The organism is Niallia sp. XMNu-256 (assembly GCF_036670015.1).
Lineage (GTDB): Bacteria > Bacillota > Bacilli > Bacillales > Cytobacillaceae > Bacillus_BD.
Genome location: NZ_CP137636.1, coordinates 1,451,037 through 1,475,063, shown reverse-complemented (window position 1 = coordinate 1,475,063; position 24,027 = coordinate 1,451,037). Strand labels below are relative to the sequence as shown.

The following is a 24,027-nucleotide window of genomic DNA, read 5'->3' as shown; positions in this document are numbered from 1 at the left end:
ATCATGATAGCCACTTATAATTCCAAAAAGCAATGAAAAACTTCATTGTTAGAAGATCTATACTCAACATAAAAAGAAAGGATGATTCTTTCTTTCCGAATCATCCTTTCTTTTGTTAGAAGAATAAGAAGCCTAGTGAGATGACGATACCGCTTACAATGAGGACCATCACAAGGTACCCCATAATGTCCTTCGCCTTTAGCCCAGCGATTGCCAGTGCTGGAAGGGCCCAGAATGGCTGGATCATGTTCGTCCAGGCGTCCCCCCATGCTACGGCCATCGCGGTTTTTGGAAGGGATGCACCTATTTGTGTGGCTGCCTCCAGCATAATTGGACCTTGAACAGCCCATTGCCCTCCACCAGAAGGAACGAAGAAATTAACAATCCCGGCACTTATAAAGGTAAGCATTGGGAACGTAAAGTCATTTGAAATGGCAATAAACGCGTCAGATATCACCATAGCTAACCCTGAGGTAGTCATCATTCCCATTAATCCAGCGTAGAATGGAAATTGAACGATAATACCGCTCGTTCCTTTGACTGCATTCAACACAGCGTCCAAGAATTGCTTTGGCGTGCCATGAAATAGAATGCCAAGGAATAAAAATAAGAAATTGACAATATCCAAATTTAGCTTAAATCCATTATTGGCAAAATAATAGAACAGGAAAACGAGCCCAAGCAATCCGATTAAAAGAGAAATCAATTTGCTGTTTTCTAGTTTATCGGCAGGTGTCAGGGCTGCCTTTTCAATGGTCGCTGCCTGGATATCATCCTGTAACAGTGCAGGATCAACCGTTATTGTTTGTTCCTTTGATGGCATACTTAAGCGGTTGATAATCGGAATGATTATAATCAACCCTAATACAATCACAATATTATAGGTTGAAAAAATGGTTTCACTTGTTGGTACAACCCCAATGAGATTTTCTGTAAAATGTCCAGGGGTGGCAATGGTCAATGGGACAGATCCTGAAATTCCACCATGCCACACAAGAAACCCTGAGTAAGCGCTTGCAATAAGGAGCCTGTAATCAACATTTTTTACTCTCTTCGCCAATTCCTTTGCAAACAAAGCCCCAATGACAAGCCCGAATCCCCAGTTAATGAGGCTGGCAATCATCGATACAATCGTGACGATGACAATCGCCTGTCCTGGTGTCTTGGCGTATGAAGCAAGAGCTCCTAACCCTTTTTTAAAAATATAGCTGCTTGCCAAGACATGGCCTGTTAATAAGACAAGGACCATCTGCATCGTAAAGGAAAGAAGACCCCAAAATCCATTGCCCCAATGCTGGACCATTTGATAAGGACCATTATCAGTGAAAATTAGGCCTAATCCAAATACAACAAACGTTAAAATGATGACGAATATAAATGGGTCAGGCAAATACCTCTGCATGATGCGGTTAAAAAATGATACCAATACCTTCATAGGTTCCTCTCCTTTTGATATGCTATTGTAACACTATTACATATTTTACAAATATTATGAAAATAACTTCTTTTTTTATATTTTAAAGGTGATATCTATGAAAGGACGTGGGACAAGCACGAGAATATCGAAATCGTTCATGATAAAAAAGAAGGATTCACCTACTTTTTTGTAGATAGCAGCCTTCTTTTTTTGCAGTATATATTGAAAAAAGTATTTCATTTATTCGATCGCTCCCTTTTTAACTTAAATAATTACATTTTAATGTATAACAACGAAAAAACTACCTATACTACAATTAGGGACTTGTAGCTCAATGCTTAGAGCAACCAGCAGTTCAAACGTAAACTGTTGAGTATCTTGTGGGTTGGAATCCCACCAAGTCCCAAACCCATTACAAAGCTCTATCTAATTTTCTTAATAAACAATCCAGTCCAACAAAGCCATTCCCGCAAATCAAAAACAGACCCTTTAATTTAGGGTCTGTTTTCTGCTATTATTAAACTTTTTGAACATTAGTCGCTTGTGGACCACGTGAGCCTTCTTCGATTTCAAACGTGACCTCTTGTCCTTCGTCTAAAGATTTGAAACCTTCACTTTGAATTGCTGAGAAATGTACGAATACGTCATCTCCCTCTTCACGCTCGATGAATCCAAAACCTTTTTCTGCATTAAACCACTTAACTTTACCTTGTTCCATAATTGTTTCCTCCTTACACATTGCACATTGCAATTGATTCTTTATTTTTATACCCTTTTTTCGTGTTCTGAAACATCGGGACGGTTCTCGCGTTTCACTTTCACATCATTTATGAAAATCAGAGCTCGAATCATAAAAATAACTTATGGTTTTTTGAAACATTAGAACCGTCCCGGCGTTTCATAAAGCATTGATCTATAGTTATACTCTCTTTTTGCTCCCTATATTAAAAATAATTTTTGACGGTTTTCCACTATACTAAGACTGAATGTAAGCTCCTGATTTAACTTCTTTTTTTATTTGTATTGAAGGTCGTAAGCATCCCATTCAATTCTGGTTCTGTTAAGTGCGCCAAATAGCTGCACTTACCATAAATTCCGAAAATACACCTCATAATGAGTTAGTAAGTATATTCGAGAACCACACTGCCAAAAATCTAATATAGTTTGATCTGTTCCAGTTATTTTGGTGTCTGGTTTTACACGTAACTTATTTTTCATATCAAACCACTTCCTTTCAGAAATAGCTTACACATGTTTTATCTTCCCTTTAATACAGGAATGATTTCGCGTGCATTGTCTTAAACTTTTAATGCACAGAAAAAACTTATCTATAAAAAAGACCAAGTGGAACAGAAATATATGCCCCTAAAGTACAGGTAAAATCAGGTGTAAGGTTGGGTACCTTCACGAACATCCTTTGTACTTGCGCTTATAGTCTTCTCCTATAACCTAACACACCTTACCCCTGTAGTCCTCCCGAATTACTTGATGCTCAAAATGGTACCTTTTGAGTCCTTTCACAAGGAGAAGGAATAGCCATCTCTCTGGCCATTGTCTTATCGGCCACCTTCCAATTTTAAATCCTCTACCTGAACGGATCCAAGTACTATTCACCTTCTCAGTAGATAATTCTATTCTTAAAATAGAGGGGAGTTTGATTGTTTATTCCTTCTAGAAATGATGATTTTGACAAAATATTTGTATACCTAAAACAATGAAAGCCCTACCTCTCTTTCATCCTTACGGCTCCTAGACCGCGCCAGTGTGAATCAGGATTGCAAAAGCAAAAGTCAAGTGACTATTTTATAAGTAATTGTTAAAGCCTCAAACGTACGTAAAAAGAATTTAAGAAATATAAATGGATGGAGATTGTAGAAATAACTAAAGAGGTTTATGCTCCACAAGTGAGTTGAAGAAGTTGATTGCCTTTGAAATGATATATTTTTTATAATCATCATTTCTTCCAAAAAATTCAGGATATTTTTGAGAGAGCGTCATACATTACCTATCATTAATCTTAACAGAAACTATTTATTTGATTCTCAGTGATCCCTTCAACTAATTTCAGTTCACTAATCAAAAATTCATGTGCGTTATCTAACATTTTCTTTTCGCTTGTATTAAGTGCTTTCTCTTTCTTCATACGCATTAAATCACGTACAACTTCAGCACCTTCTAGTATTTTACCCGTTTTTATTTTGTCCATGTTCACTTTATACCTTTGTTTCCACGGCAGTAATCGATCTGATTCCCCATGCTGAAAAATGTGTATGATGTTTTTTATTGCCTTTATGTCCGTAACAGGGCGTATATTTAAACTCAATATCTTACCCGTAGGAATCATGACTTGCATATTACTGATTAACATTTTTATGACATAATACTGTTGTTTCGTCCCTGAGATTTCCTTTTCTTCTATGGATTTAATAATACCTACTCCGTGCACTGGATAAACAATGTTATCGCCAATTTGAAACAAATAATCCACCTCCATATATGGTAACCTTCTTAACCTTAACATATATATTATTTTTAATCAAATTTATAATAATAACATAATCTAGCTTTTAATGTCAACTACTTTTTCTTTAATAATTAGAAAAAGTTAGAACATCGGGAATCGTGTCGAAAAACAAATAAAGGGCGATTCATTTTCAATCTTTAACCCGTACACAACATCTCTAACTGGGCAAGGAACCTTTCCCCATTCTTTCATTTTATTACTGTATTAAAAAACTCCTTCCCCATCGAGAAAGAGTTTTAGTTGCATGTTATGATGGAAGTTTCTCGAACATCAGCCTAGGGGATGATTTGAATGAATCTATTTTCAGTAGAGTGTAAACCTATCCGGTTCGTAACTTCAGTTTATCTATAAAGATTGAAAAATAGTTTTTAACCGTTCTCATTCCTTTTTTATGATGCTTAGCGGTTTTATGATGAATGAGAGGGTCGAGCGAATCATCATCGATTAATTCGGGCGAATAGATTTTCTCTCCATTCATAATTTTTCGAATACAGTAAACGAGCTCTTTACTTGGGCTGTCTTTTAATAAAAAACCTCTTACCCCTGCTTTAATCGCACGTTCAAAATAACCCTTTCTTGGAAAAGTGGTTAAGATAATGACCTTGCATTCTGTCGTCATTAAAGCCTGTGCAGCATCAAGTCCGTTCATTTCAGGCATTTCGATATCCATTAAACAAACATCAGGCTGAAATTCATGTACGAGTTCTAGGGCTTCTTTTCCATTACTTGCTTGCCCCACCACTTTCATATCCTCTTCCAAATTAAGAAGGGAACCGATGACCCCTAAGAGCATCTCTTGATCTTCAGCAATGACAATGGTAATCATACACATTCTCTCCTTTTTTGGAAGCTGTTCCATATAGAAACTCCCCATACATAACGGGGAGTCACATAAATGGGAATATTACGATTCGGTTTTTACCTTTACCGACACTCTTTTTTTCGCTATTGCTTTAACCTCTCTAAAACTCACGAAATTCTTACTTTTCTCGTCCCATAGGCGGAAGCGAAGCGACTTTAAGCTTGTCGCAAGTGTAATCGTTGGCACGTTTTGTAAAGGTGGTGTCGTGTTGTGTGCTTCTTCTAATTTATAATTGGGAACTCTTGGACTTAAATGATGAACATGGTGAAAGCCAATATTGCCTGTTATGAATTGGAATACCTTTGGAAGCTTATAGAAAGAACTTCCTTCTACAGCTGCTTTCACATACTCCCACTCTTGATCTTCTTCGAAATAAGAATCCTCAAACGTATGCTGTACATAAAACAACCAAATGCCTGCTGAACCGGCTATCATGAAAATCGACCCGTGGATAAGAAGAAATGCCTGCCAGCCGATTGCCCAACAAAGCAATGCGCTCAAAGCAACAATTAGAACATTTGTCAAATACGTGTTCATACGTTCCTTCTTTTTAGCCCCTTTACGGTTAAATCGATTGTTAAGTCCAAATTGATAAATCGGCCCTAACCCAAACATCACTACTGGATTACGGTAAAAACGGTAGGCTAACCGAAGTTTCAGAGGTGCTGCTTTATATTCATCTACAGTAAGCGTCCAAATATCACCCGTGCCACGCTTATCTAAGTTCCCGCTTGTTGCGTGATGAATCGCATGCTCATTTCCCCAGCGATCAAAAGGAAATGAAGTTAAGACGCCCATCGCGGTTCCAACAGCTCGGTTGGCACGTCGGCTTTTGAAAAATGAATTGTGCGTGCAATCATGAAAAATAATAAAAATTCTAACCAAGAATCCAGCAGCCATTACAATAGGTACTAACGCTAACCAATAGGAAACGGAGAGGCTTATATAAGCCAAGAACCATAATGTTATAAAAGGCACAACGGTGTTGATGATCTGCCATATGCTTTCTTTTGACGTTGACTTTTCAAACGGAGCCACTTGTTTTTTCAAACTTTTTGTATTTTGTAAGGTCATATTTTGAATTCCCTTCCCTGTTTTATCGTAATTCCAATAATAAAGGAAAAAAACCTAACATGTTAGTAGCAAGCGTCATATCCGCGGTGTGACAAATGTCACATACAAGCTGGGATGCAGGGACAGGTTCCTTGTGTCCCAAGGGAAATAATGCATCCGGTTTTTTAATTTTTTCCTGAACCGCATTAAATCTGAATCCAAACGCAAAGGCTGTTAGGGACAGTAAGCCCGTCCATATGTCCATGAACATTTAAAACCACTGAAAAGTTGACTATTTCAGTGGTCTCGAATCCCCCTATGTAACCGTGTTTTCTTATTCATCTTTCATTTCTTCTAACTCATCGATAAGCTGCTTTGTCCGCTTCGCATTTCCCTGTGCAAAATTCTCAAGGCGTTCTTTTAACTCATCATCATCTTGGACTCTCTCAGCACTTATAAGATAGGTACGCATTAATTCCTCCTCCGTTTCAATGGAATCTTTTAGAACGTCTTCAAGGTCATCTTTTTCATCATTCATAACAATCCCTCCTCATATAAGGTCTTCTATATCGTTTGCAAATTTATTTCCAAATATCCCATTATCCTCTAACAATCTATCTTGAGGCAGGGATCTTACTACCGGGTAAGACGGGAAAAATTCTTCATAAACAATAATAGAACAGACAAAAGGTTACTGTTAATGAACACGAATATACGCGTGGACGGTTCTCGCGTTTCTTTTTTACATAAATATAATGTAGGTTACCATGGATATCAGAGCTCGAATCATAAAAAAACTAATAAAAAACTTCAGTTTTTATGGTCTTTTTGAAACACCAGAACCGTCCCGATGTTTCCCCGTACCATTAAACCACGTCGAACTGGGACGCGGTGTCTGATCCCCAACGTCCCTACCCTTACATATTACTTATAAAATACTTTATCTATATTATATTTTGCGTGTTGTGTATTAATAATGTACGTTTCGTAAATTTCTCTATCCATTGGATCTTCAACAATTAAGACCGCAATTTTGTAAACCTCATCTCGATGCAACTTAATTGGGGAAACATTATCTTCAAAGTGTTTCTTTATTCTAGGACGTAATTTACGGGCTTTGCCCACAAACAACATTTCACCCTCCACGTTGTAAAACAAAATGATCCCACCTTTATCACGAGGAATTCGATGGTAATCTGTAAAGCCATATTCGCTGCTAATCACAGCCTCTACTTTTTCTCCTAATTCCCTTTTTTTCGTAATGACAACATCAGGATTCGGTATTTCAATTTTTATCAAGCTCTTCACACCCTATTTTATAATTGCTCTTTAAGCATACTAGCCTTACCAAAAATACATTAGATTGCCTTTATTTTCAAGTCATTATTCGTTTCTGTTACGCCCCGAGGGACAAGTTACAGCGACTTGCCGAATATAAAGACGGACAATCCCGCTTTCCACCTCATTCAACAAGGTTGTTTCAAATTTAATAAATGACATGAAATAAGCGATTTGGAAATTCGCCCAAATCGCTTCAAATCAAATGATATCATCACTCGAAATTCAAAATGACTTTTATTTCTAGTGGAGACATGTTAGATAAAAAAAATGTCTGGTTAACAGACATCTTTTCAATACGTTAATTACTTGAGTAAGAAGATTCAAGCTCCTTACGTTTCTCATAATCCTCTACTGTCATCAGTTCCAAATCAGAATCTGGGGTCATACAACAAGCTAATGCATAACCTTCTGCCAACTCTTCATCAGACAAAGCATCATGTGAACGAATTAATTCCTGATTATACTCACCACTTAGCACCTTCACTTTACACACCCCACAACCGCCTCGAACACATCCAGTAGGAATGGGAATAAAGAGGTCGCGTGCTGCTTTTAAAGGTGTTGCAGTAGTTGGACAAGTATAATCAAATTGCTGTCCTCTTGCTTTAAGTTTTATCTTATACATCCGACCTCTCCTCTCTTCTACATTTTATTTTATCTAACTCAGACAATTCTATTTTTCAACTTAAGTTAATGCAACGTTGAACGATTCCGTTAATTCTCTAGCATGGTAGAAAATCCCTTGACCAATTTTCGACGCATCCCATGTAATCGTTGGCATATCTGGGAAAGCCATATATCCGCCTGCAAACGCCTCATTACGATTTCCAGAAGGATCCCAGAAATAAACCGTTTGTCCTCTTGTAATCCCGTGTCGTGTCGGAGTAATCTCAATCGGCACTTCATGCATGGATAATAAATCCGCTGCTCTAAATACATCTTGTAGAGAATCAACATGGAATCCGGCATGATGAAGTTTTGCATCAGGTCCTTTTACGAAAGCAATATCATGTGCCTTATTTGACGAAAATAGGAAACTACCAATTAATTCTTCATTTTCTTCAACGACCACTCTCTCGCTCTGTCTAAAGTTTAGTGCTTCAACAAAGAATCTTGTAACCGTATTCAAATCATCACCTGTCAATAATAAATGATCCAAGCGGTGCGGTGCGATTCCTTTTGTATTTAACGGCCATGGATGAGGATTTCTAGTGCCTACTGCTGTACCTAATACATCGATTTCATAATACAGTTCACAAGCATGTCCAGTTGGTAAAATAAAACGTACGGCTTCTCCTTCAGCTAATCTCGTTCCCTTAGATACACGAGATGTGGTGCATCCAAATTCTTCCACTTTCTTTTCGTAATAGGCTAAGTCGTCTGCATTTTCTACTTTAAATGCCATATGCGCAAGTCCTGCCGTATTTGATTTTGTAATAATGACACTATGGTGATCATATTCATCCCAAGCTTTGAAGAAAACGCTGTCTCCTACACGTCCTGTTTCTACTAAACCAATTACGTTTGTATAATAGTCAACAGACCTTTCTAAATCTAATACTTTTAATTCTACACGTCCCATTCTTAAAATTCTTGCCATGATTTTTCCTCCTTATAAATGAATAGATTAGTATACTTTGGATAAATTAATTTTGATTTTTCTGGAAATTTAACTTAAATTCGAGAGTTTCTTAAGAAAATCTTTTTGTATAATCTTGATATTAGGTTATCAGATGAGTCGTTATTCCAATTTTAGGAAAGCGTTTCCAATGATTATACTAACAGATGATTTTTAATTTGTCTATATGTTTTCTGAATATTTTATTATTTTAAAATAAATAATATAATCTATCAGAGGAGCTAAAAATATGAAAACAACTAAAATAAATAGAAAAAAAATCTTTGAAGTTAATGCTGAACATATTAAACAACAAATTATAGATGGTGAAACATGGGGACGGTTCTCGCGTTTCATTTTAATTTGCCGGACATCGTTCACAGGCACCAAATCTTGGTTTAAATCATCCTATCCGTTTCAAAATAGACAGATTTAAAATTTTTACACTAGTGTCTGTTTCGGTATTTATAATCCTCCTTCTTAGCTTAATCCCCTATTAGTTTGGAACATAAAAGCTGCTCGCAAAGTGATTGCGGCAGCTTTCTATATTTTAAAGAACGATTCGTATTTATTTTTCATAAGAAATGACACGTGGAAATGAAGTTTCATTTAATCGATTTAAATAAATTTCTGCCTTCTCATCCATTGAGTCGCTATCCACTTTTCTCCTTTAACCACAGGAGTTCCTGCGTGTAGTGTTAATTCGTTTACTAGTGCATCATGATAAAAATATTCAAAGTAAACGGCCATGCCCTTTTGCGGATAAACCGTTAAATTTAGTTTCGGGAAAAAGGTAGTACCTCCCTCATCCACATCATTCAAGTATAATACAAGCGTGCTGATTCGATTGTTCTTCGCCGCTTTGCTTGTAGAAGCAAAATAATCTACATGTTCTTTGTACTCTTGACCAGGTTTGTAGTTCAGAATATGAAGTCCCTCTCCATGTTCTTTAGGAATGCCCATAATGGCCGAAACTCTTTTTTCTACCCTCTCGAGAATAGGATTATTGACGTCTGTTAAAAATGCACCGCTACTTGTTCGTATATCACTGACCTCTTTTGTACTTCCGATTTTTGAACGCTGAAGGCAGTCTATTGACAACTGAATAAGCGATTCACATTCCTCATCGTCAAGTACAGATCCTAAAACAACAACTAACGGCTCTTCGTATCTAGCAATGATATTAATTTCTCTGTCCTCTGTTTTAATTTTATTCCCATTATGGCTAAATATCGTTACTTCCCTAACTTGTGCATCTTTAACAACCATCTTCCATTCATCAGCCCCTGTTTCTATAGAAATATTTTTTTATTATTCTACAAAAAGGTTATTAATTCCTTTCGATTTTTTCCTAATCAAAAAATATTTTTTGAAACATCAGAACCGTCCCGGCGTTTCACTAATAACGTAGGATTCAGTAGACATGACTGGATTTAAGGGTATTTTTATTGGTTTGTCTCACATTTAAGATTACAAGTCTATCGGCTTTCCGCCTGTTACTCCATAAATCTGACCGGTAATATAACTTCCTTCATCAGAGGCTAGAAGAACATACACGGGCGCAAGCTCTACTGGCTGTCCTGCACGTCCTAATGGGTAGCTTTGGCCAAACTCAGGAATTTGTCCATCCAGTTTTCCGTTATCCAACTGTAACGGCGTCCAAATTGGCCCTGGTGCGACCCCATTGACACGTACCCCCTTTGAAGCAAAGTACGAGGACAGGGTAACCGTGAAGTTGCTGATCGCACCGTTTGTAGCGGCATAATCGATTAAAGATGTGCTCGGATCGAAAGACTGAACCGATGTAGTAGTGATAATCGCGCTTCCTGGTTCCAGATGTTCTTCGGCCGCTTTTACGGTCTCAAACATGCTGATGATGTTTACTTTGAAGGTGTCATGCACTTGCAACATGCTTAAGTCACTCAAGGATGGCTGTGCAATTTGTTGCGCGGCATTCAATACTAACGTATCCAGTCCTCCAAAAGCTAACACTGTTTGAGTAACAATTTCCGCTGCTGCACCGTCTTCTCGCAAATCATACGGCAGCAACAATGCTTTTCTGCCTTCTTTTTCAATCAATGCTTTAACTTCGTTGGCATCTTCCTCTTCACCAGGGAAAAATTGGATGGCTACATTCGCGCCTTCTCGGGCATAAGCAATGGCGGCGGCACGTCCAATCCCGGAATCGCCACCGGTAATTAAGGCATTGCGTCCCTCCAGACGATTATAGCCTTTATATGATTCTTCTCCACAGTCAGGTTTTGGACTCATTTCATTCTGTAACGCTGGAGTATCCTGTTCTTGATCCGGGAAGTTGTCCGTGTAAAATTTCTTACGTGGGTCAATTAAATGTCGGTTTGGCATCAAAATTCATCTCCTATCTTCATAGATTCTTAGATGTTAAGGATCACAAAAAAAATTAACACCTTGCGTGATTGCACCAACTACACCCTGTTACACTTTTTGCATACCCTGTAATTATTTTCTTTAAACGGCTTCAGATCTATTACCCTCTTCAAACCCACTACTAATCTTGGATTAGCTTCTTAGTAAAAAAAATTTGTAGTTTTTTACACAATGACTAAATTAAAATTGACATTGTTTTTTAGCCAACAATATAGCATTTTACTCTTCCACTAACCCTCAAGCAGCACAAAAAGCGACTACCCTTTTGGCAATCGCACTCGTTTTTTTAAGTAGAATAGTTTACAAACTTTTTTGAAATGCATAATTAAACAAACGTAATTGGGCAGAAAAATAGAATGCACGAAGTATTAAGGTTCTTATTTATAACTTAATGCTTAAATCTTAGATCTCTGAATTGGTAAAAACCAGGGGAAGATAGCCCCTGGTTTTTACTAGAATTCGTTTTTTTCAGATGCGTTCAGATTCAGACTATGGGGTGGTGATATCAGTAAGTCTACAAGTTACTCTAAAGTTGTCCCGAATGTCAATATCGAAAACAAAAGTGAGAGTTTGGCGAATCGTAAGGATGCCAGTATTAGGGTTGAAATTAAATTCAGGACCCGTACAAGCATTGCAATTAACTTCCGTTGTTACTCCGCCGTTATTAACATCGATTCGAAAAACAGCACATACCGTTACCCTTCTTACATTGTTCAAGCAAGGCAATGTAATTACCCCCTTTCTTTTTTATAGTGATATATTATGTAAAATGAGATTCGTAGCACCGGCTACTGACCCAATTAGATAAAATGTGTGTCTGTCCACTTAAAATAAGTGTCTGTTTGTAACTTTTACACATAAATAGAATTAATTAATACAGATAAAGGCGAATAAACTTTTTTATAAAATAAGCATTCAAATTTCCGATAAAAAATCTTGAGTGTATGTTATAAAGTGCTGTAAGAAGCCCTGCTCGATTGAGAGGGCTTTTTATGAATTAACATTTGATTACCTTTAAAAGGGAACATTTTGCGAAATAATTTATGTATGTGATCCATATCCCTAATTAAAGCACCCGTTCGTGATATAAGGTTAGCCAGATTTTTTCTGGCTGACCTTTTTACATATGGTCATATGTTTACGGTAATCGGGTCGAACGTCGCATCCGTGGGACTTGATTCCATCAGCTAAACTGTTTAGCTCCTACTTGTATGAACATGATCCAGGCTGGTCGGGACCTTGTGATCCCGTTTAACAAACAACCTATGACATTACAAGAAGCCTTAGGGGATACCGACTAATTTAATATTCTAGGAGGAGATAGATTATGAATCCAGACATTGCTCTGGATGTTTCAAAAGGGGAAAGTCAGATTCAAGCCTTTTTAGATAAAGGTAAGCCTTATCAAAAAAGCTGCACTAAGCGTGACCTTAAAGGGTTAGGGAATTTACTAGAATTCCTACAAGAAGTTGAAAAATCGGCTAATGGCAGCCAATCTACGGTTGTATTGGAATCAACTGATCACTATCATTATCGAGTTATTCAATTTTGGGGGAGCCAAACATCTGAGGCGGTATTAAATACACGTGAAATCGAATGATCAATCACGTTAGCTAAAGCTAACCGAAAAATTCATCCCATATCTAAAGACGGGCCAAAGGGTCCTGCATGGGCTTTCTTTTTGGATAATCTGTCATATCTAAAAAGGATGTATGGAAACGATCCTAAATAAAAATCCCCCCTACTCTTTAGGGGGATTAACCATTTGGGGTTGATTCATGAAACTTATGATTGTTTCAAGAAATCTATCTCAATTTCATTTCTCCGTGGCTCACGTTTAAACAGATATTCACCATTACGAATGGATGCAAGCACTTCTGCACGCTCACGAATGGCTTCATATGCATCTTTTGCATCTAAAACGATAAAGTTGGCTGGCTTTCCGGCTTCGATGCCATACTCATCGTTAACTCTCATAATGTTTGCGCCGTTGTATGTAATTAAGTCGAACGCCTTGTTGATTTCATCAATATGTGTATAATGTGCTAAATGAATCCCATTGTCTAAAATGTTCATCATATTTCCATTACCTAAGGGATACCAGTAATCTGCAATCGAATCCTGGGCAAAAGCGACATTATTTCCATTATTCAACAACTCTTTTACCCGTGTTAAGCCCCGGCGTTTCGGATAAGTATCGCCCCGTCCTTGTAAGTGGGCGTTTTCAGTTGGGCAAGAAATAAAGTTAATTTGTGACTCTTTAAATAAACCTAGCATTTTATTTGCATAACTGTTTTCTACCGAACCAAAACTGCATGTATGGCTTGCTGTTGTGTATGGACCATAGTCTTTTTCCATTACAAGCGCATTTAACACTTCTAAAAATCGACTATTTGGATCATCGTTCTCATCACAATGAATATCAATCATGACGTTAAAATTTATTGCCATATCTACAATCCGTTTTAATGACTCAACCCCATGTTCATATGAAATTTCAAAGTGAGGAATTCCACCAGCTACGTCAGCACCCATTTTAAGTGCCTCTTCCATTAACTGTTCGGCACCTCTATATCTAAAGAATCCCTCTTGAGGGAATGCTACAAGTTGTAATGTAACAATATCTTTCAATTCTTCACGCAACTTAATTAAAGCCTTCATCCCTGTTAGATTAGGATCCGTAATATCTACATGTGTGCGAATAAATTGAACCCCATGGCTCATTTCTTTTTGAATTCCTTTAATCGCACGTTCACGTACTGTTTCTTCAGTCAATGATTTTTTATTATCACTCCAACGCTGGATCCCTTCAAATAACGTTCCTGAAACATTTGCATTTCCTTCGCCTAGCCCTGAAAAGATGTAATCTAAGTGTAAATGAGGGTCAACATAAGGCGGCAACACCAAATTGCCTTTCAAATCAATCACTTCATCTGCGTCGAATAAATCATTACCTATTGCTTTAAATTGACCGTTTTCCACTAATAATTCATGAGATTCTGGATCTCCGTATATATTCGCATTAATAAACTTTTTCATATATACTTCACTCCTTTCCATCATCTTAATAAATGCATTTATATATTGCAAACGTTCGCCATCATAGAAATGACTACAGTTTCCTTTCCTCCCCATTCTGAAATATCTCAAATATTTTTAATAGTGTATTAATGTTGGAATATTTCAATAATTTACGTAATTTTAATATCTATATCGCATTCTTTCGGTTATACTGAGAGGAGGGGGTTAATGTCTATACTATAGGAGGAATTGTAATAGATAATGAGAATAAGTCATCAGTATTTCACTTATATGAAAACCTAACGAACAAGAATAAAATGCATTTAGTCATAAAAGATACGATTGCTTTAAATAAAGAAATAATAGCTACAAATAAAGACATAATAGAAACAAACAAAGGAATAATTGAGCAAAATAGTAAACTTATACGATAATATTAAATCCTTCAACCTCTAAATTTTGTGAGAAAACGAGGAACAGAATAAGCATTTTCTTCAACTATAAGGTGCTTTAGTTGAAAGAAGCCAAATTAAAATGTTCGGTTCCTACGTTGTGTAAATCCGCCTTTTCTTCCCTTAAGTCAATGAAAAAATGGCAGTTCTGAATTTTCATCAGCCCAAGCAAACGTTCCAGTTCCCTTAACGTCCCATTTGCATTCATGATTAAACGCTCAGCATGTTTAATTATGTGTTATAGAAATAAATGAAAATGAAAAAACCTCTTTTCTCTCAAGATTAAAGGTTTAATGAGGCGCACTTTTTTAGTGAGCCTTTTTGTATGACGAGAAATCATATAATCGCTCTATCTCGAGGTTGGCTTAAAACGCCTCCACTTAAAAAATATTTATTTATTAAGTTTTATTTTGGAAAATTCAGGGAATGTACAGGTCAGTCACATTAAACCTTTGATGTGAATCAAATAGGAATGGAGTGATATTTATGGAAAAACAGTTAGATGCGCAGAAGATTGAAAATCAAGTTAATAAAAACGAAGAAGTCTTATCAAGCTTTGATGAGTTCAAAGAATATCTTAGTGGAAAAGTGAATTTAGGAGAAAATCTAGGGATGGACGAAGAGCAGCTAGCCAAGTCGGCTCAAAAAGTAGCCGATTACCTTGCGGATAAGGTGCCGCCTAAAAATTCAGAGGAGCGTTTATTACAGGAACTTTGGAAAGTCGGGACTGAGGAAGAGCAGCATAAACTGGCTCATATGCTTGTCCGTTTAGTGAAGCAATCCTAGTTAACAAGGATAGACGGACAAAATAGGATATACAAGTAAATCATAGGGTTCCCCCTAGCAATACCCACTTCCTTTGAAACAACAAGAGCCTTTCATTTCCTATAATGGACGGCTCTTGTTGTATTGCAGTTAGCGTACTATTTGGATTTATTGCGTTAACCCGCAACTTTCCTTCATTTAAAAAACAAAATCCCTTGTTTAAGGAATGCTACCCGCTCGTTCAATAAGCAATTTCCTTACCTAGATGCATTTGCTTCATTTTCTACATATTTTTGCTTTGCTGAAGAAGTTTAGATTCTTCTGTGCGCTCCCATGCTTCTACTGTTTCATAGGCTCTTTCAGGAGAATATCCTTTCCCTACTAGTACACCCATTAGAATAAATTCTTGAAGAATGTGTAAGGCGTTAATTCCTCTTCTAGCATCCTCCAATCCTTCATTTAACGAAAATTCCGTATACTGTTCCACTCGTCTGGAGTTCTACCAAATACTTGTTTTCCACTGCCTTGGTTATTCCCTTCTTCCGCAGCCATTGCGTCCGCTTTTGTTACATGAACAGGTTGCGGTGGAGCATATAATCAAGATAAATGCCTCTACTCTCCATTAGACACACAAAGCCACAGCAACTTGTTAACAATTGCCTAAGTTAATGAACTTTTGGGTAATATACTGTTAAGTTCTCATTGAGGATAGCCTGAAAATAATTTGGAGGAATAGAACATGAAACAGTTTACAGAAGAAGAAAAGATAAAGATTTTATCGGATATTATCGCGATGAAATCTGTGAATGAAAACGAAATCGAAGTAGCCAATTACTTGAAAGATTTATTTTCCCAATATGGCATTGATTCTAAAATTGTTCCCGTTACAGACACTCGCGTTAACTTAGTAGCTGAAATTGGAAGCGGAAGTCCAGTCATAGGCATTTCTGGACATATGGATGTCGTGTCTCCTGGTAATGAAAGTGAGTGGACTTCAGATCCGTTCACTATGACAGAAAGAGACGGAAAATTATACGGACGTGGCACCAATGACATGAAAGCAGGCTTAATCAACCTTGCTTTAGTGATGATCGAACTCAAAGAAAATAATGAACTAACAAAGGGTACGGTCCGTTTTATGGCAACGACTGGAGAAGAAGTCGGCGGCGCAGGTTCTAAAAAATTATACGAGGAAGGCTATATGGAGGATGTTGATTATCTATGGGTAGCCGAACCTTCTCATGACACAATCATTTACTCGCACAAAGGATCACTTAACCTGCGTGTAACGTCCATTGGTGAAGCAGCGCACAGTTCAATGCCTGACCAAGGGTATAACGCCATTAATCCATTGATGAAATATTTATTAGAAATGGACGAAAAATTGAATGGCGATGAGCGTAAAAATGAAGTTCTCGGTAAATTGGTGATGAGTACGACGATTTTTAATGCAGGAAACCAAGTCAACTCCGTTCCAGAAAAGGCAGAAGCCCAAATCAACGTGCGGACGATTTCAGAATTTGATAACGATGAAGTGATTGAATTATTCAACACAACCGCTGACAAATACAATAAAGAAGAAGGCTCTAAAATCAATGTTGAAGTGACCATGTCATTACCAAGTGTTTTCACTACAGGACAGTCTGATATGGTTGACCTTACGAAAGAACTCGGCAAAAAACATCTAGGTTTAGAGATTTCTGTTAAAGGTTCGCCAGGGGTAACGGACGCATCCAACTTATTACGAGGAAAAGATGAAAACTTCCCATTCATGATGTTCGGCCCAGGCGAAACAAAAATGGCCCACAAAACAGACGAATACGTCTACAAAAAATACTACTTCGCATTCTTCGACATCTATAAAGAACTAATCTTAGGTTTAACAAAATGATACATGGGGACGGTTCTGGTGTTTCACTCTTGTTGAAATCGACAAATAAAACACTGGCAGTACGAAATAACTACTCCGACTTTTAACAAACCTTGAACCTTAGCTAAAACAAATAGGTAGACTCAATGGTTAATAAATTATCTATTTATGTTAAATCTACAATTGAAGGGGTACACACTCAAATGAAACACGGAGATATTTTTAATATGCTCCGTGTTTCCCCTTTAGTGCCCCTACCTGCTGTAATGTGTCGGGTAAAGACTTTGCATCTGGTTACGGACAGGGAAATTTAGGTTTTAATGTTTAGATGAAATGAAACGCGAGAACCGTCCCGCCGTTTCACAAAGGAGCAATGTTTGATGGATACCGTTCTCTATATGATCCTTGCTAGCGCTTATCTTATTCTTTTCATCATGGGAATCCTTATGGCGAAGAAGTTTCGGTGGATGGATATTGGAAATGTTTTGCTGCTTGTCATTCTCGCTTTATTTTATGATAACGGCATTCTTGCATTCGGAAAATATATAGGAGAAGGAGGTGTCCTCAAAGGGTTAAACGAGGCACGTTACTGGTTGCATGCACTTATCACTCCATTACTAATCTTATTTGCTTGGAAAACGTTAGTGAATGCCAATCTACAATGGGCAAAGAAAAAAATCATCCAATGGCTTGTCGTCATTTATATGCTTAGCTTGATGATCATTGAACTTGTTACAGTAGTATGGGACATTTCCTTAAAACCAACGTGGGACTACGGTGTCTTAAGCTATGAAAAAACAGCGGACGGCTCTCCCCTCATGATCATGGGTGTTTCCGCCTCGTTACTCATCACGTCCTTGATATTGTGGTGGAAGCAAAAGTGGCCATGGTACTTCTTAGGAATCTTGTTCATGGGAATCACCCCCCTTACCCATTTTTTCATAAAAACAAATGCCATACATAATCTAGGAGAACTCGGCCTAATGACAGCCCTCCTTGCGACAAAGGCTTATCAGGATCGAGTAATACATGAAAAGTAAAGCCATGGAGTTGGTTCCGACTTTAAACTCTTTTTACGTTATCCAGGCTACATCATCATTCTATTTCCCAATAAACAATGCAGGGTCAAGAGGACAGGCATCCTGTCCCATGACATTTCTATAAAAAATTGATTGAAACTAACATAATTTTTTTATTATAACCTCTAATTTTGAAATAGGTTTGTTATTCTATAAAATAGCGGATTTTGGATTGGATGAAGGCTCGCTTACATTTTGTGTGTAAGTGTCCTCTGTATCTTCCCATAGTTTTTCCGCAAATACACTTGGTTTTTTCATATATCCGGCAACGATCATTATGATAAAGCTTAGAATTAAGCCATAAACACCCGGCTGCCAACCCCAACTATCAATGAAGTTAGGATTAAAGAAGCGAAGGAACATAGATAATGCCGTACCTGCAATCAAGCCTATTATGGCTCCTTCTTTATTGGCCCGTTTCCAAAACAAGCCTAAAATAACAACAGGAAATAGCAAGGTTATTCCATCATAAGTAAATAACGCAAGAAAAACCATTAATCCTAAATCAGCGGTACCGAAAAGTAAAGAAATAAGCGAAATAAAAACCACGGATATCCTTGCTATATTTACCGCTTTTTTATCTGAAATATTCCTTTTTATCACTTGTGCTATATCTCTTGAAACAGTTGTACTAATTGCCTGTAGGATCCCACTAACGGTTCCAACACTACTTGCCATAATAACTACACCTAGAATTCCGAGTGCTATCGGACCGGATTCACTGGCTATCCATAAAAAAGCACCTTGCACATCAGCAAGAGTTTCATCGTATGAATGAATAAATATAGCAGTAAAGACAAAAATAGAAAAGAAAATTACGTATATAATGGGTGCGAGCAAAGCAGAAATCTTTATTGTCCGTATGCTATCACTTGCAAACAACTTATTGTATGCCCATGGCCACAAAAATCCACCTATGCCACTTAAAATCACAATAGATGTCCAATATGGAGTTGGTGGGTTCCAACCGGGACCGGGATATGTAAGCATCTCAGGATACTCATTAACGACCATTTCAAATCCTGACGCAAAGCCACCAAAATATTTATATACAAAGTAAATCATCAGGGCAGTGCCGCCAAATATTAGTATTAAACCCTGAAAAACATTCGCTGTTATTACAGACCTCATACCTCCTAGCGAAACAAATACAGCAACCACAATTATTCCTATGACCATACCCCAAAACTGACTAATCAGACCACCGGTAGCATATGCAAAAACATATCCCTGAGTTACAATTTCAACGATTAACCAAGGAATCGTAAATACTATACCCCAAATCCCAGTTAGCATTCGTACAGTCTTACTTTGATACCTAAATCCTAATAATTCAGATTGAGTTTTAATTCCATACTTGGCACCCCATATATATGTTTTTGGAGCTAAATAATACATGACAATCATGGTTATGATTGCGTAAGCTGCACAATATAAAGCGGTATATCCATAAGTGATAGCCATGCCCGCCCAAGCCGTATACATTGCTCCAACAATCCATGTTGCTAAAACGGAAAAGGTTAAAGCAAAAAAACCAAAAGACCTGTTTGCTGTTGCATAATCTTCAAAAGAACGAACACCTAAATTTTTCCGTATGATGAATAGCATCACTGCAAAGAAAAGAAAAATCATTAATAACGGAATAATGTTCAACGTTTTTCACCACCAGTCATGTTTCTACTATCTATCGGCGTCACTTCAATATCTAGTTCACCTAATTTACTCTCAATAAAAAATTGTATGCATAACCCAGTACCTAAAAGAGCAATACATAAAAAAAGATAAAAAATTGCAAACGGTAATCCGAGTATCCACGGCTCAATTTTATTAGCCCAATCAAATACTCCTGGGAACGTCATGCAAATCGTTATTAAAGAGTAGTAAATTAAAAATATAATATTCTTTCTCTTCCTTATCATATTGTGCATGTAAATAATCCTCCGAGATAATCATATACTTACGATAATAGATTTATTTAAGAGGGGGTTAATCCCCCCCTCTTTTCATCTATACCCTTAATAAACCGCCTATTCTATTCTCTATTACATTCTTATACTTCTAATTTCGAGTGAATCTTACGATATTGAGCTCCAGTATGATCGTCTGGTAAACGGTCATATCCAAACAGATTGTTACGGAAAGTACCTTCTTCGTACTCTTTTCTAACGAGGCCACGCTCTTGCAGAATAGGAACGACGCCATCCACAAATTCTTCAAAGGTTCCTGGTGTGACTGCATAAGAAATATTAAACCCATCAATCCCCACTTCATCGATCCACTTTTCCATTGTATCTGCGACTTTTTCTGGCGTACCTACTTCAACATGACCGACAGAACCAATCCCTACAAAATTTGCTAATTCTCTTACTGTCCATTGTTTATTCGGATCAACTTTTGTAAAGTTTTCAACGACAGACCTCATTGCATCACTATCTACATATTCAATTTTGTCATCTGGGTCATATGCTGAAAAATCAATACCAGTCCAGCCACCTAACAGTGCCATGGCACCTTCGTAACTTATATGTTTTTGGTAGTCCTCATATTTTTCTTCCGCTTCTTTCTGTGTACGACCTAATATCGGTGTAAGTGATGAAAGGATTTTAATTTCATTTGGATTACGTCCCGCACGTTTTGCTTCTTCTCTTATAGAATCTACGGTTTTTTTCGTAATTTCTGCTGTAGGAGCACTAATAAATACAAGCTCAGCATGTTTCGCAGCAAACTTCCTCCCACGGCTTGAAGCTCCAGCCTGAAAAATAACCGGTGTTCTTTGTGGCGAAGGCTCACTTAAATGCGCTCCAGGAACATTAAAGTATTTTCCTTCATGTCTAATGCCATGTACTTTTTCGGGATCGGCATATATTTTTCTTTCCTTATCTACGAGAACCGCGTCTTCCTCCCAACTCCCCTCCCATAATTTATAAACTACTTCCATATATTCATCTGCCATTTCATAACGTTCCGAATGACTAATTTGCTGATCTAAACCGATATTTACAGCAGCACTGTTTAAATAAGAGGTAACCACATTCCAACCGATTCGACCTTTCGTTAAATGGTCTAGTGTCGACATACGTCTTGCAAAAATGTATGGATGTTCATAACTTGTAGAAGCTGTTAAACCAAAACCTAAATGTTTTGTCACCTGAGCCATAATAGGAACTACAAAGGCAGGGTCATTAACTGGAACTTGGGCTCCTTGTTGAACTGCCGCATTACGTGATCCTTGATAAACATCATATATCCCTAAAACATCTGCTAGAAAAATAGCATCAAATCGACCCTTTTCTAATACTTTAGCCAAATGTGTCCAATATTCGGCATCTTTATAAGTTGAGGACTTATCAGTAGGATGCGTCCATAATCCCGGTGAATAAAGGACCGCACAATTCATATCAAATGCATTTAAATAGATTCTCTTTTTTTTCATGTTGTTAGCTCCTCCTTAGTTCCTTTTCCTGATATTTCTTATTTCTCTACTTTATTTGTATAGATACACTGGACCAGGCTGTTGTCCCCCATGTAATAATAAAGTTTCTGGTTTCAAAGCTATCATTGATGATTCCTCCCATTGGAAAAGTTAAATAGTTTTCCCTATTCTAATGTTTTTAAATTTATTGATAGTTAAATGTGATTTAAGTATACACAAGAAAAATATTATAGCGTAACACTTAAACTCTATCGCTATATATAGCTTTAAACTATACCTAGATTTCCCCTCGACATAAAATTACTACGAAAAATAAGGTAAACTTTTATGAAGTATTATTTGAAAGAGTTTAAGAGGAAGGAAAACTTTATAATACAATTGGAAAAATATAGTAAAGTTAACAATCACAAACGAATGAAGGTAAAACTAAAAGGCATGAGTCCTGTTCAATACCGGATTCATGCCTTACAGGCAGCTAAAAAATTGTATCTAACCTTTTGGGGCAATTTCATATTGAAATATCAACAGTTGTGTGAGTGTTTTATCTTCTCACTTTCTCTTTACAAGGGCTGTCAGAAATTAAGAATGATTTACATGCTGGAAAAGATCGTAGTTTAGTATTCTAGTTTTGTTAACGCTTCTTTAATAATAATTTGTGTGGAAGTCAATAAGTCTAACGGCTTTTCTTCTGCTTGAACGGCTACTTTACTATCAGCTATTTTAACCACTTCATGCACCCCTTGATCATTATTAGAGTCAGGCGTTTCTAATTATAAATTACCAACAGATAAGTACTTTGTTTCTAGGTATGGCTCAATCCCTTCAACGCCGCCTTCACGACCTAATCCACTTTCTTTCATTCCTCCAAATGGGATATGAGCACCTGAAGGAGCCCCATCATTCCAGCCAATAATTCCGTAATCTAAATGATCATGCAAGTACGTTCCGGTTTTATAGTTGTTTGTGAAGAAATAAGCGGCAAGACCAAATGGAGTATTATTTGCAATTTCTACCGCTTCCTCCAACGTCTTAAAAGTAATGATTGGAGCAACAGGACCAAACGTTTCTTCCTGCATGATCACCATGTCAAGGTTAACATTTATCAATACGGTAGGATGGATAAAGAAATAACCTGCTTCCTTATCGGCCTTGTATTGGTTTCCTGCCAGCACTTCTGCTCCTTTCTCAATCGCATCTTCAATTTGAGCAACAATTTTTGAAAAACCTTTTTCATTAATAATGGGCCCTACTTGTGTATCTTGATCAAATCCATTTCCTACTTTTAATTTACTTGCTTCCTCCGCTAATTTTTTAGAAAACGCATCAGCAATATTTTCATGAACAATGATGCGGTTTGCACATACACATGTCTGGCCGGCGTTTCTAAACTTCGTTGCCATCGTTTGTTTAATAGCAAAGTCGAGATCAGCATCCTCCGCTACGATAAGAGGAGCATGGCCTCCCAATTCCATTGTTACATGCTTTACCGTTTCCGCACTTTCCTTTATTAATTGCTTTCCGACCGGTGTTGAGCCTGTAAACGTAATTTTTCTAATATATTCACTGCTTGTAAAAATTCGCCCAACAACAGACCCAGATCCATTTACATACTGAATCACATCCGTCGGAATTCCTGCTTCATGGGCAAGCTCTACTAATCTCATCGTAGTTAATGGGGTCTCTACAGCTGGTTTTACGATAAATGGACAGCCGGCGGCTAAAGCAGGGGCAGCTTTTCTCGTCATCATCGCTGCCGGAAAATTCCACGGCGTGATCGCTGCTACTAACCCAATCGGTTGTTTACTGACTATGATTCGCTTTGTTTCGGTCGAGGCTGGAACCGTGCGACCATAAATTCTTTTCGCTTCCTCTGCATACCAATCGATGTAGCTTGTTGCATAATCCACTTCTCCACGTGATTCTGACAAAGGCTTACCGTTTTCTAAAGTCATCATTTCCGCGATTTCTTCTTTATGCTCTTGAATGATGCGCGACCAGTTTGATAATAACCGGGAGCGTTCATGTGCATTCACTTTTGACCATTTTTTAAAACTATCATGCCCTTGCTTTATCGCTTCATTGATTTCTTCTTCTGAATTGATTTTTACCTCTTTAACAATCTCACCCGTAGCCGGATTTTTTACAATAATTTCTTTGCTCATTTTGTGATCCCCCCCTCTTTATCC

Annotated in this window: 20 protein-coding genes, 1 tRNA gene and 3 pseudogenes; 7 read left to right on the top strand and 17 right to left on the bottom strand. The window is 37.4% G+C overall.

The features are described 5' to 3' along the window. Nucleotides 1–115: 115 nt before the first annotated feature. The gene (locus tag R4Z10_RS07565) at nt 116–1,435 is read right to left on the bottom strand and encodes a short-chain fatty acid transporter (protein WP_338472587.1); all 1,320 of its coding nucleotides are present in this window, start codon (nt 1,433–1,435) and stop codon (nt 116–118) included. A 302-nt stretch (nt 1,436–1,737) separates the two neighbouring features. Between R4Z10_RS07565 and R4Z10_RS07560 the strand changes: the two genes are divergently transcribed. Next, a tRNA-OTHER gene (locus tag R4Z10_RS07560) sits at nt 1,738–1,822 on the top strand. 112 nt (nt 1,823–1,934) lie between these two features. Here the strand turns inward: R4Z10_RS07560 and R4Z10_RS07555 are convergent. The 10 genes from R4Z10_RS07555 to R4Z10_RS07510 form a co-directional block, all read right to left on the bottom strand. Beyond that, on the bottom strand, nt 1,935–2,135 hold the full coding sequence (locus tag R4Z10_RS07555) for a cold-shock protein (protein ID WP_338472586.1): 201 nt from the start codon (nt 2,133–2,135) through the stop codon (nt 1,935–1,937). Nucleotides 2,136–3,434: 1,299 nt separating this feature from the next. Beyond that, nucleotides 3,435–3,911, bottom strand: coding sequence for a CarD family transcriptional regulator (locus R4Z10_RS07550; RefSeq protein ID WP_338472585.1), 477 nt, complete (start codon nt 3,909–3,911; stop codon nt 3,435–3,437). A gap of 349 nt (nt 3,912–4,260) precedes the next feature. Then, nucleotides 4,261–4,767 carry a response regulator transcription factor gene (locus tag R4Z10_RS07545; protein ID WP_338473184.1) on the bottom strand — a complete coding sequence of 169 codons (507 nt, stop codon included), beginning with the start codon at nt 4,765–4,767 and terminating at the stop codon, nt 4,261–4,263. A 78-nt stretch (nt 4,768–4,845) separates the two neighbouring features. Further along, nucleotides 4,846–5,877 (bottom strand): fatty acid desaturase, encoded by a 1,032-nt coding sequence (locus R4Z10_RS07540; protein ID WP_338472584.1) that lies wholly within the window; start codon nt 5,875–5,877, stop codon nt 4,846–4,848. A 313-nt stretch (nt 5,878–6,190) separates the two neighbouring features. Further along, the gene (locus tag R4Z10_RS07535; RefSeq protein WP_338472583.1) at nt 6,191–6,394 is read right to left on the bottom strand and encodes a hypothetical protein; all 204 of its coding nucleotides are present in this window, start codon (nt 6,392–6,394) and stop codon (nt 6,191–6,193) included. Nucleotides 6,395–6,780: 386 nt separating this feature from the next. After that, on the bottom strand, nt 6,781–7,155 hold the full coding sequence (locus R4Z10_RS07530; RefSeq protein WP_338472582.1) for a nucleotide excision repair endonuclease: 375 nt from the start codon (nt 7,153–7,155) through the stop codon (nt 6,781–6,783). Nucleotides 7,156–7,495: 340 nt separating this feature from the next. Further along, complete coding sequence (locus R4Z10_RS07525; RefSeq protein WP_338472581.1) at nt 7,496–7,822, bottom strand: 2Fe-2S iron-sulfur cluster-binding protein; 327 nt, start codon at nt 7,820–7,822, stop codon at nt 7,496–7,498. 60 nt (nt 7,823–7,882) lie between these two features. Further along, a complete protein-coding gene (locus R4Z10_RS07520) occupies nt 7,883–8,797 on the bottom strand; it encodes a catechol 2,3-dioxygenase (protein ID WP_338472580.1) in 915 nt (304 codons plus the stop codon). Between the two features lie 636 nt (nt 8,798–9,433). Next, on the bottom strand, nt 9,434–10,084 hold the full coding sequence (locus R4Z10_RS07515) for a 2OG-Fe(II) oxygenase (protein ID WP_338472579.1): 651 nt from the start codon (nt 10,082–10,084) through the stop codon (nt 9,434–9,436). A gap of 201 nt (nt 10,085–10,285) precedes the next feature. Next, nucleotides 10,286–11,179 (bottom strand): SDR family oxidoreductase, encoded by an 894-nt coding sequence (locus R4Z10_RS07510; RefSeq protein ID WP_338472578.1) that lies wholly within the window; start codon nt 11,177–11,179, stop codon nt 10,286–10,288. A 514-nt stretch (nt 11,180–11,693) separates the two neighbouring features. Between R4Z10_RS07510 and R4Z10_RS07505 the strand changes: the two genes are divergently transcribed. Together R4Z10_RS07505 and R4Z10_RS07500 are read left to right on the top strand one after the other, a co-directional pair. After that, the gene (locus R4Z10_RS07505; protein WP_338472577.1) at nt 11,694–12,029 is read left to right on the top strand and encodes a hypothetical protein; all 336 of its coding nucleotides are present in this window, start codon (nt 11,694–11,696) and stop codon (nt 12,027–12,029) included. A 519-nt stretch (nt 12,030–12,548) separates the two neighbouring features. Beyond that, nucleotides 12,549–12,770: pseudogene (locus R4Z10_RS07500) on the top strand (IS110 family transposase); the annotation flags it as partial. Between the two features lie 236 nt (nt 12,771–13,006). On the opposite strand, the gene R4Z10_RS07495 reads toward R4Z10_RS07500, so the two are convergent. Beyond that, nucleotides 13,007–14,260, bottom strand: coding sequence for an amidohydrolase family protein (locus R4Z10_RS07495; protein ID WP_338472576.1), 1,254 nt, complete (start codon nt 14,258–14,260; stop codon nt 13,007–13,009). 920 nt (nt 14,261–15,180) lie between these two features. On the opposite strand from R4Z10_RS07495, the gene R4Z10_RS07490 reads away from it, so the two are divergent. Beyond that, complete coding sequence (locus R4Z10_RS07490; protein ID WP_338472575.1) at nt 15,181–15,480, top strand: DUF3243 domain-containing protein; 300 nt, start codon at nt 15,181–15,183, stop codon at nt 15,478–15,480. A 262-nt stretch (nt 15,481–15,742) separates the two neighbouring features. Here R4Z10_RS07490 and R4Z10_RS07485 read toward each other — a convergent pair. Continuing rightward, nucleotides 15,743–16,035 (bottom strand): annotated as a pseudogene (locus tag R4Z10_RS07485) (cupin domain-containing protein); the annotation flags it as partial. A gap of 163 nt (nt 16,036–16,198) precedes the next feature. Here R4Z10_RS07485 and R4Z10_RS07480 point away from each other — a divergent pair. Together R4Z10_RS07480 and R4Z10_RS07475 are read left to right on the top strand one after the other, a co-directional pair. Beyond that, nucleotides 16,199–17,350, top strand: coding sequence for an ArgE/DapE family deacylase (locus R4Z10_RS07480; protein WP_338472574.1), 1,152 nt, complete (start codon nt 16,199–16,201; stop codon nt 17,348–17,350). A 359-nt stretch (nt 17,351–17,709) separates the two neighbouring features. Then, nucleotides 17,710–18,369 (top strand): hypothetical protein, encoded by a 660-nt coding sequence (locus R4Z10_RS07475; RefSeq protein ID WP_338472573.1) that lies wholly within the window; start codon nt 17,710–17,712, stop codon nt 18,367–18,369. A 189-nt stretch (nt 18,370–18,558) separates the two neighbouring features. Here R4Z10_RS07475 and R4Z10_RS07470 read toward each other — a convergent pair whose 3' ends face one another. The 3 genes from R4Z10_RS07470 to R4Z10_RS07460 all read right to left on the bottom strand — a co-directional run bounded on the left by R4Z10_RS07470 (nt 18,559) and on the right by R4Z10_RS07460 (nt 21,841). After that, nucleotides 18,559–20,061 carry a sodium:solute symporter family protein gene (locus R4Z10_RS07470; protein WP_338472572.1) on the bottom strand — a complete coding sequence of 501 codons (1,503 nt, stop codon included), beginning with the start codon at nt 20,059–20,061 and terminating at the stop codon, nt 18,559–18,561. Continuing rightward, the gene (locus R4Z10_RS07465; protein ID WP_338472571.1) at nt 20,058–20,267 is read right to left on the bottom strand and encodes a hypothetical protein; all 210 of its coding nucleotides are present in this window, start codon (nt 20,265–20,267) and stop codon (nt 20,058–20,060) included. Before R4Z10_RS07465 ends, R4Z10_RS07470 begins: the two co-directional genes overlap by 4 nt. A gap of 191 nt (nt 20,268–20,458) precedes the next feature. Continuing rightward, the gene (locus R4Z10_RS07460) at nt 20,459–21,841 is read right to left on the bottom strand and encodes an LLM class flavin-dependent oxidoreductase (RefSeq protein ID WP_338472570.1); all 1,383 of its coding nucleotides are present in this window, start codon (nt 21,839–21,841) and stop codon (nt 20,459–20,461) included. Between the two features lie 336 nt (nt 21,842–22,177). Here R4Z10_RS07460 and R4Z10_RS07455 point away from each other — a divergent pair. Continuing rightward, a pseudogene (locus R4Z10_RS07455) lies at nt 22,178–22,318 on the top strand (IS3 family transposase); the annotation flags it as partial. 293 nt (nt 22,319–22,611) lie between these two features. Here the strand turns inward: R4Z10_RS07455 and R4Z10_RS07450 are convergent. Continuing rightward, nucleotides 22,612–24,003, bottom strand: coding sequence for an NAD-dependent succinate-semialdehyde dehydrogenase (locus R4Z10_RS07450; RefSeq protein ID WP_338472569.1), 1,392 nt, complete (start codon nt 24,001–24,003; stop codon nt 22,612–22,614). Nucleotides 24,004–24,027: the final 24 nt, after the last annotated feature.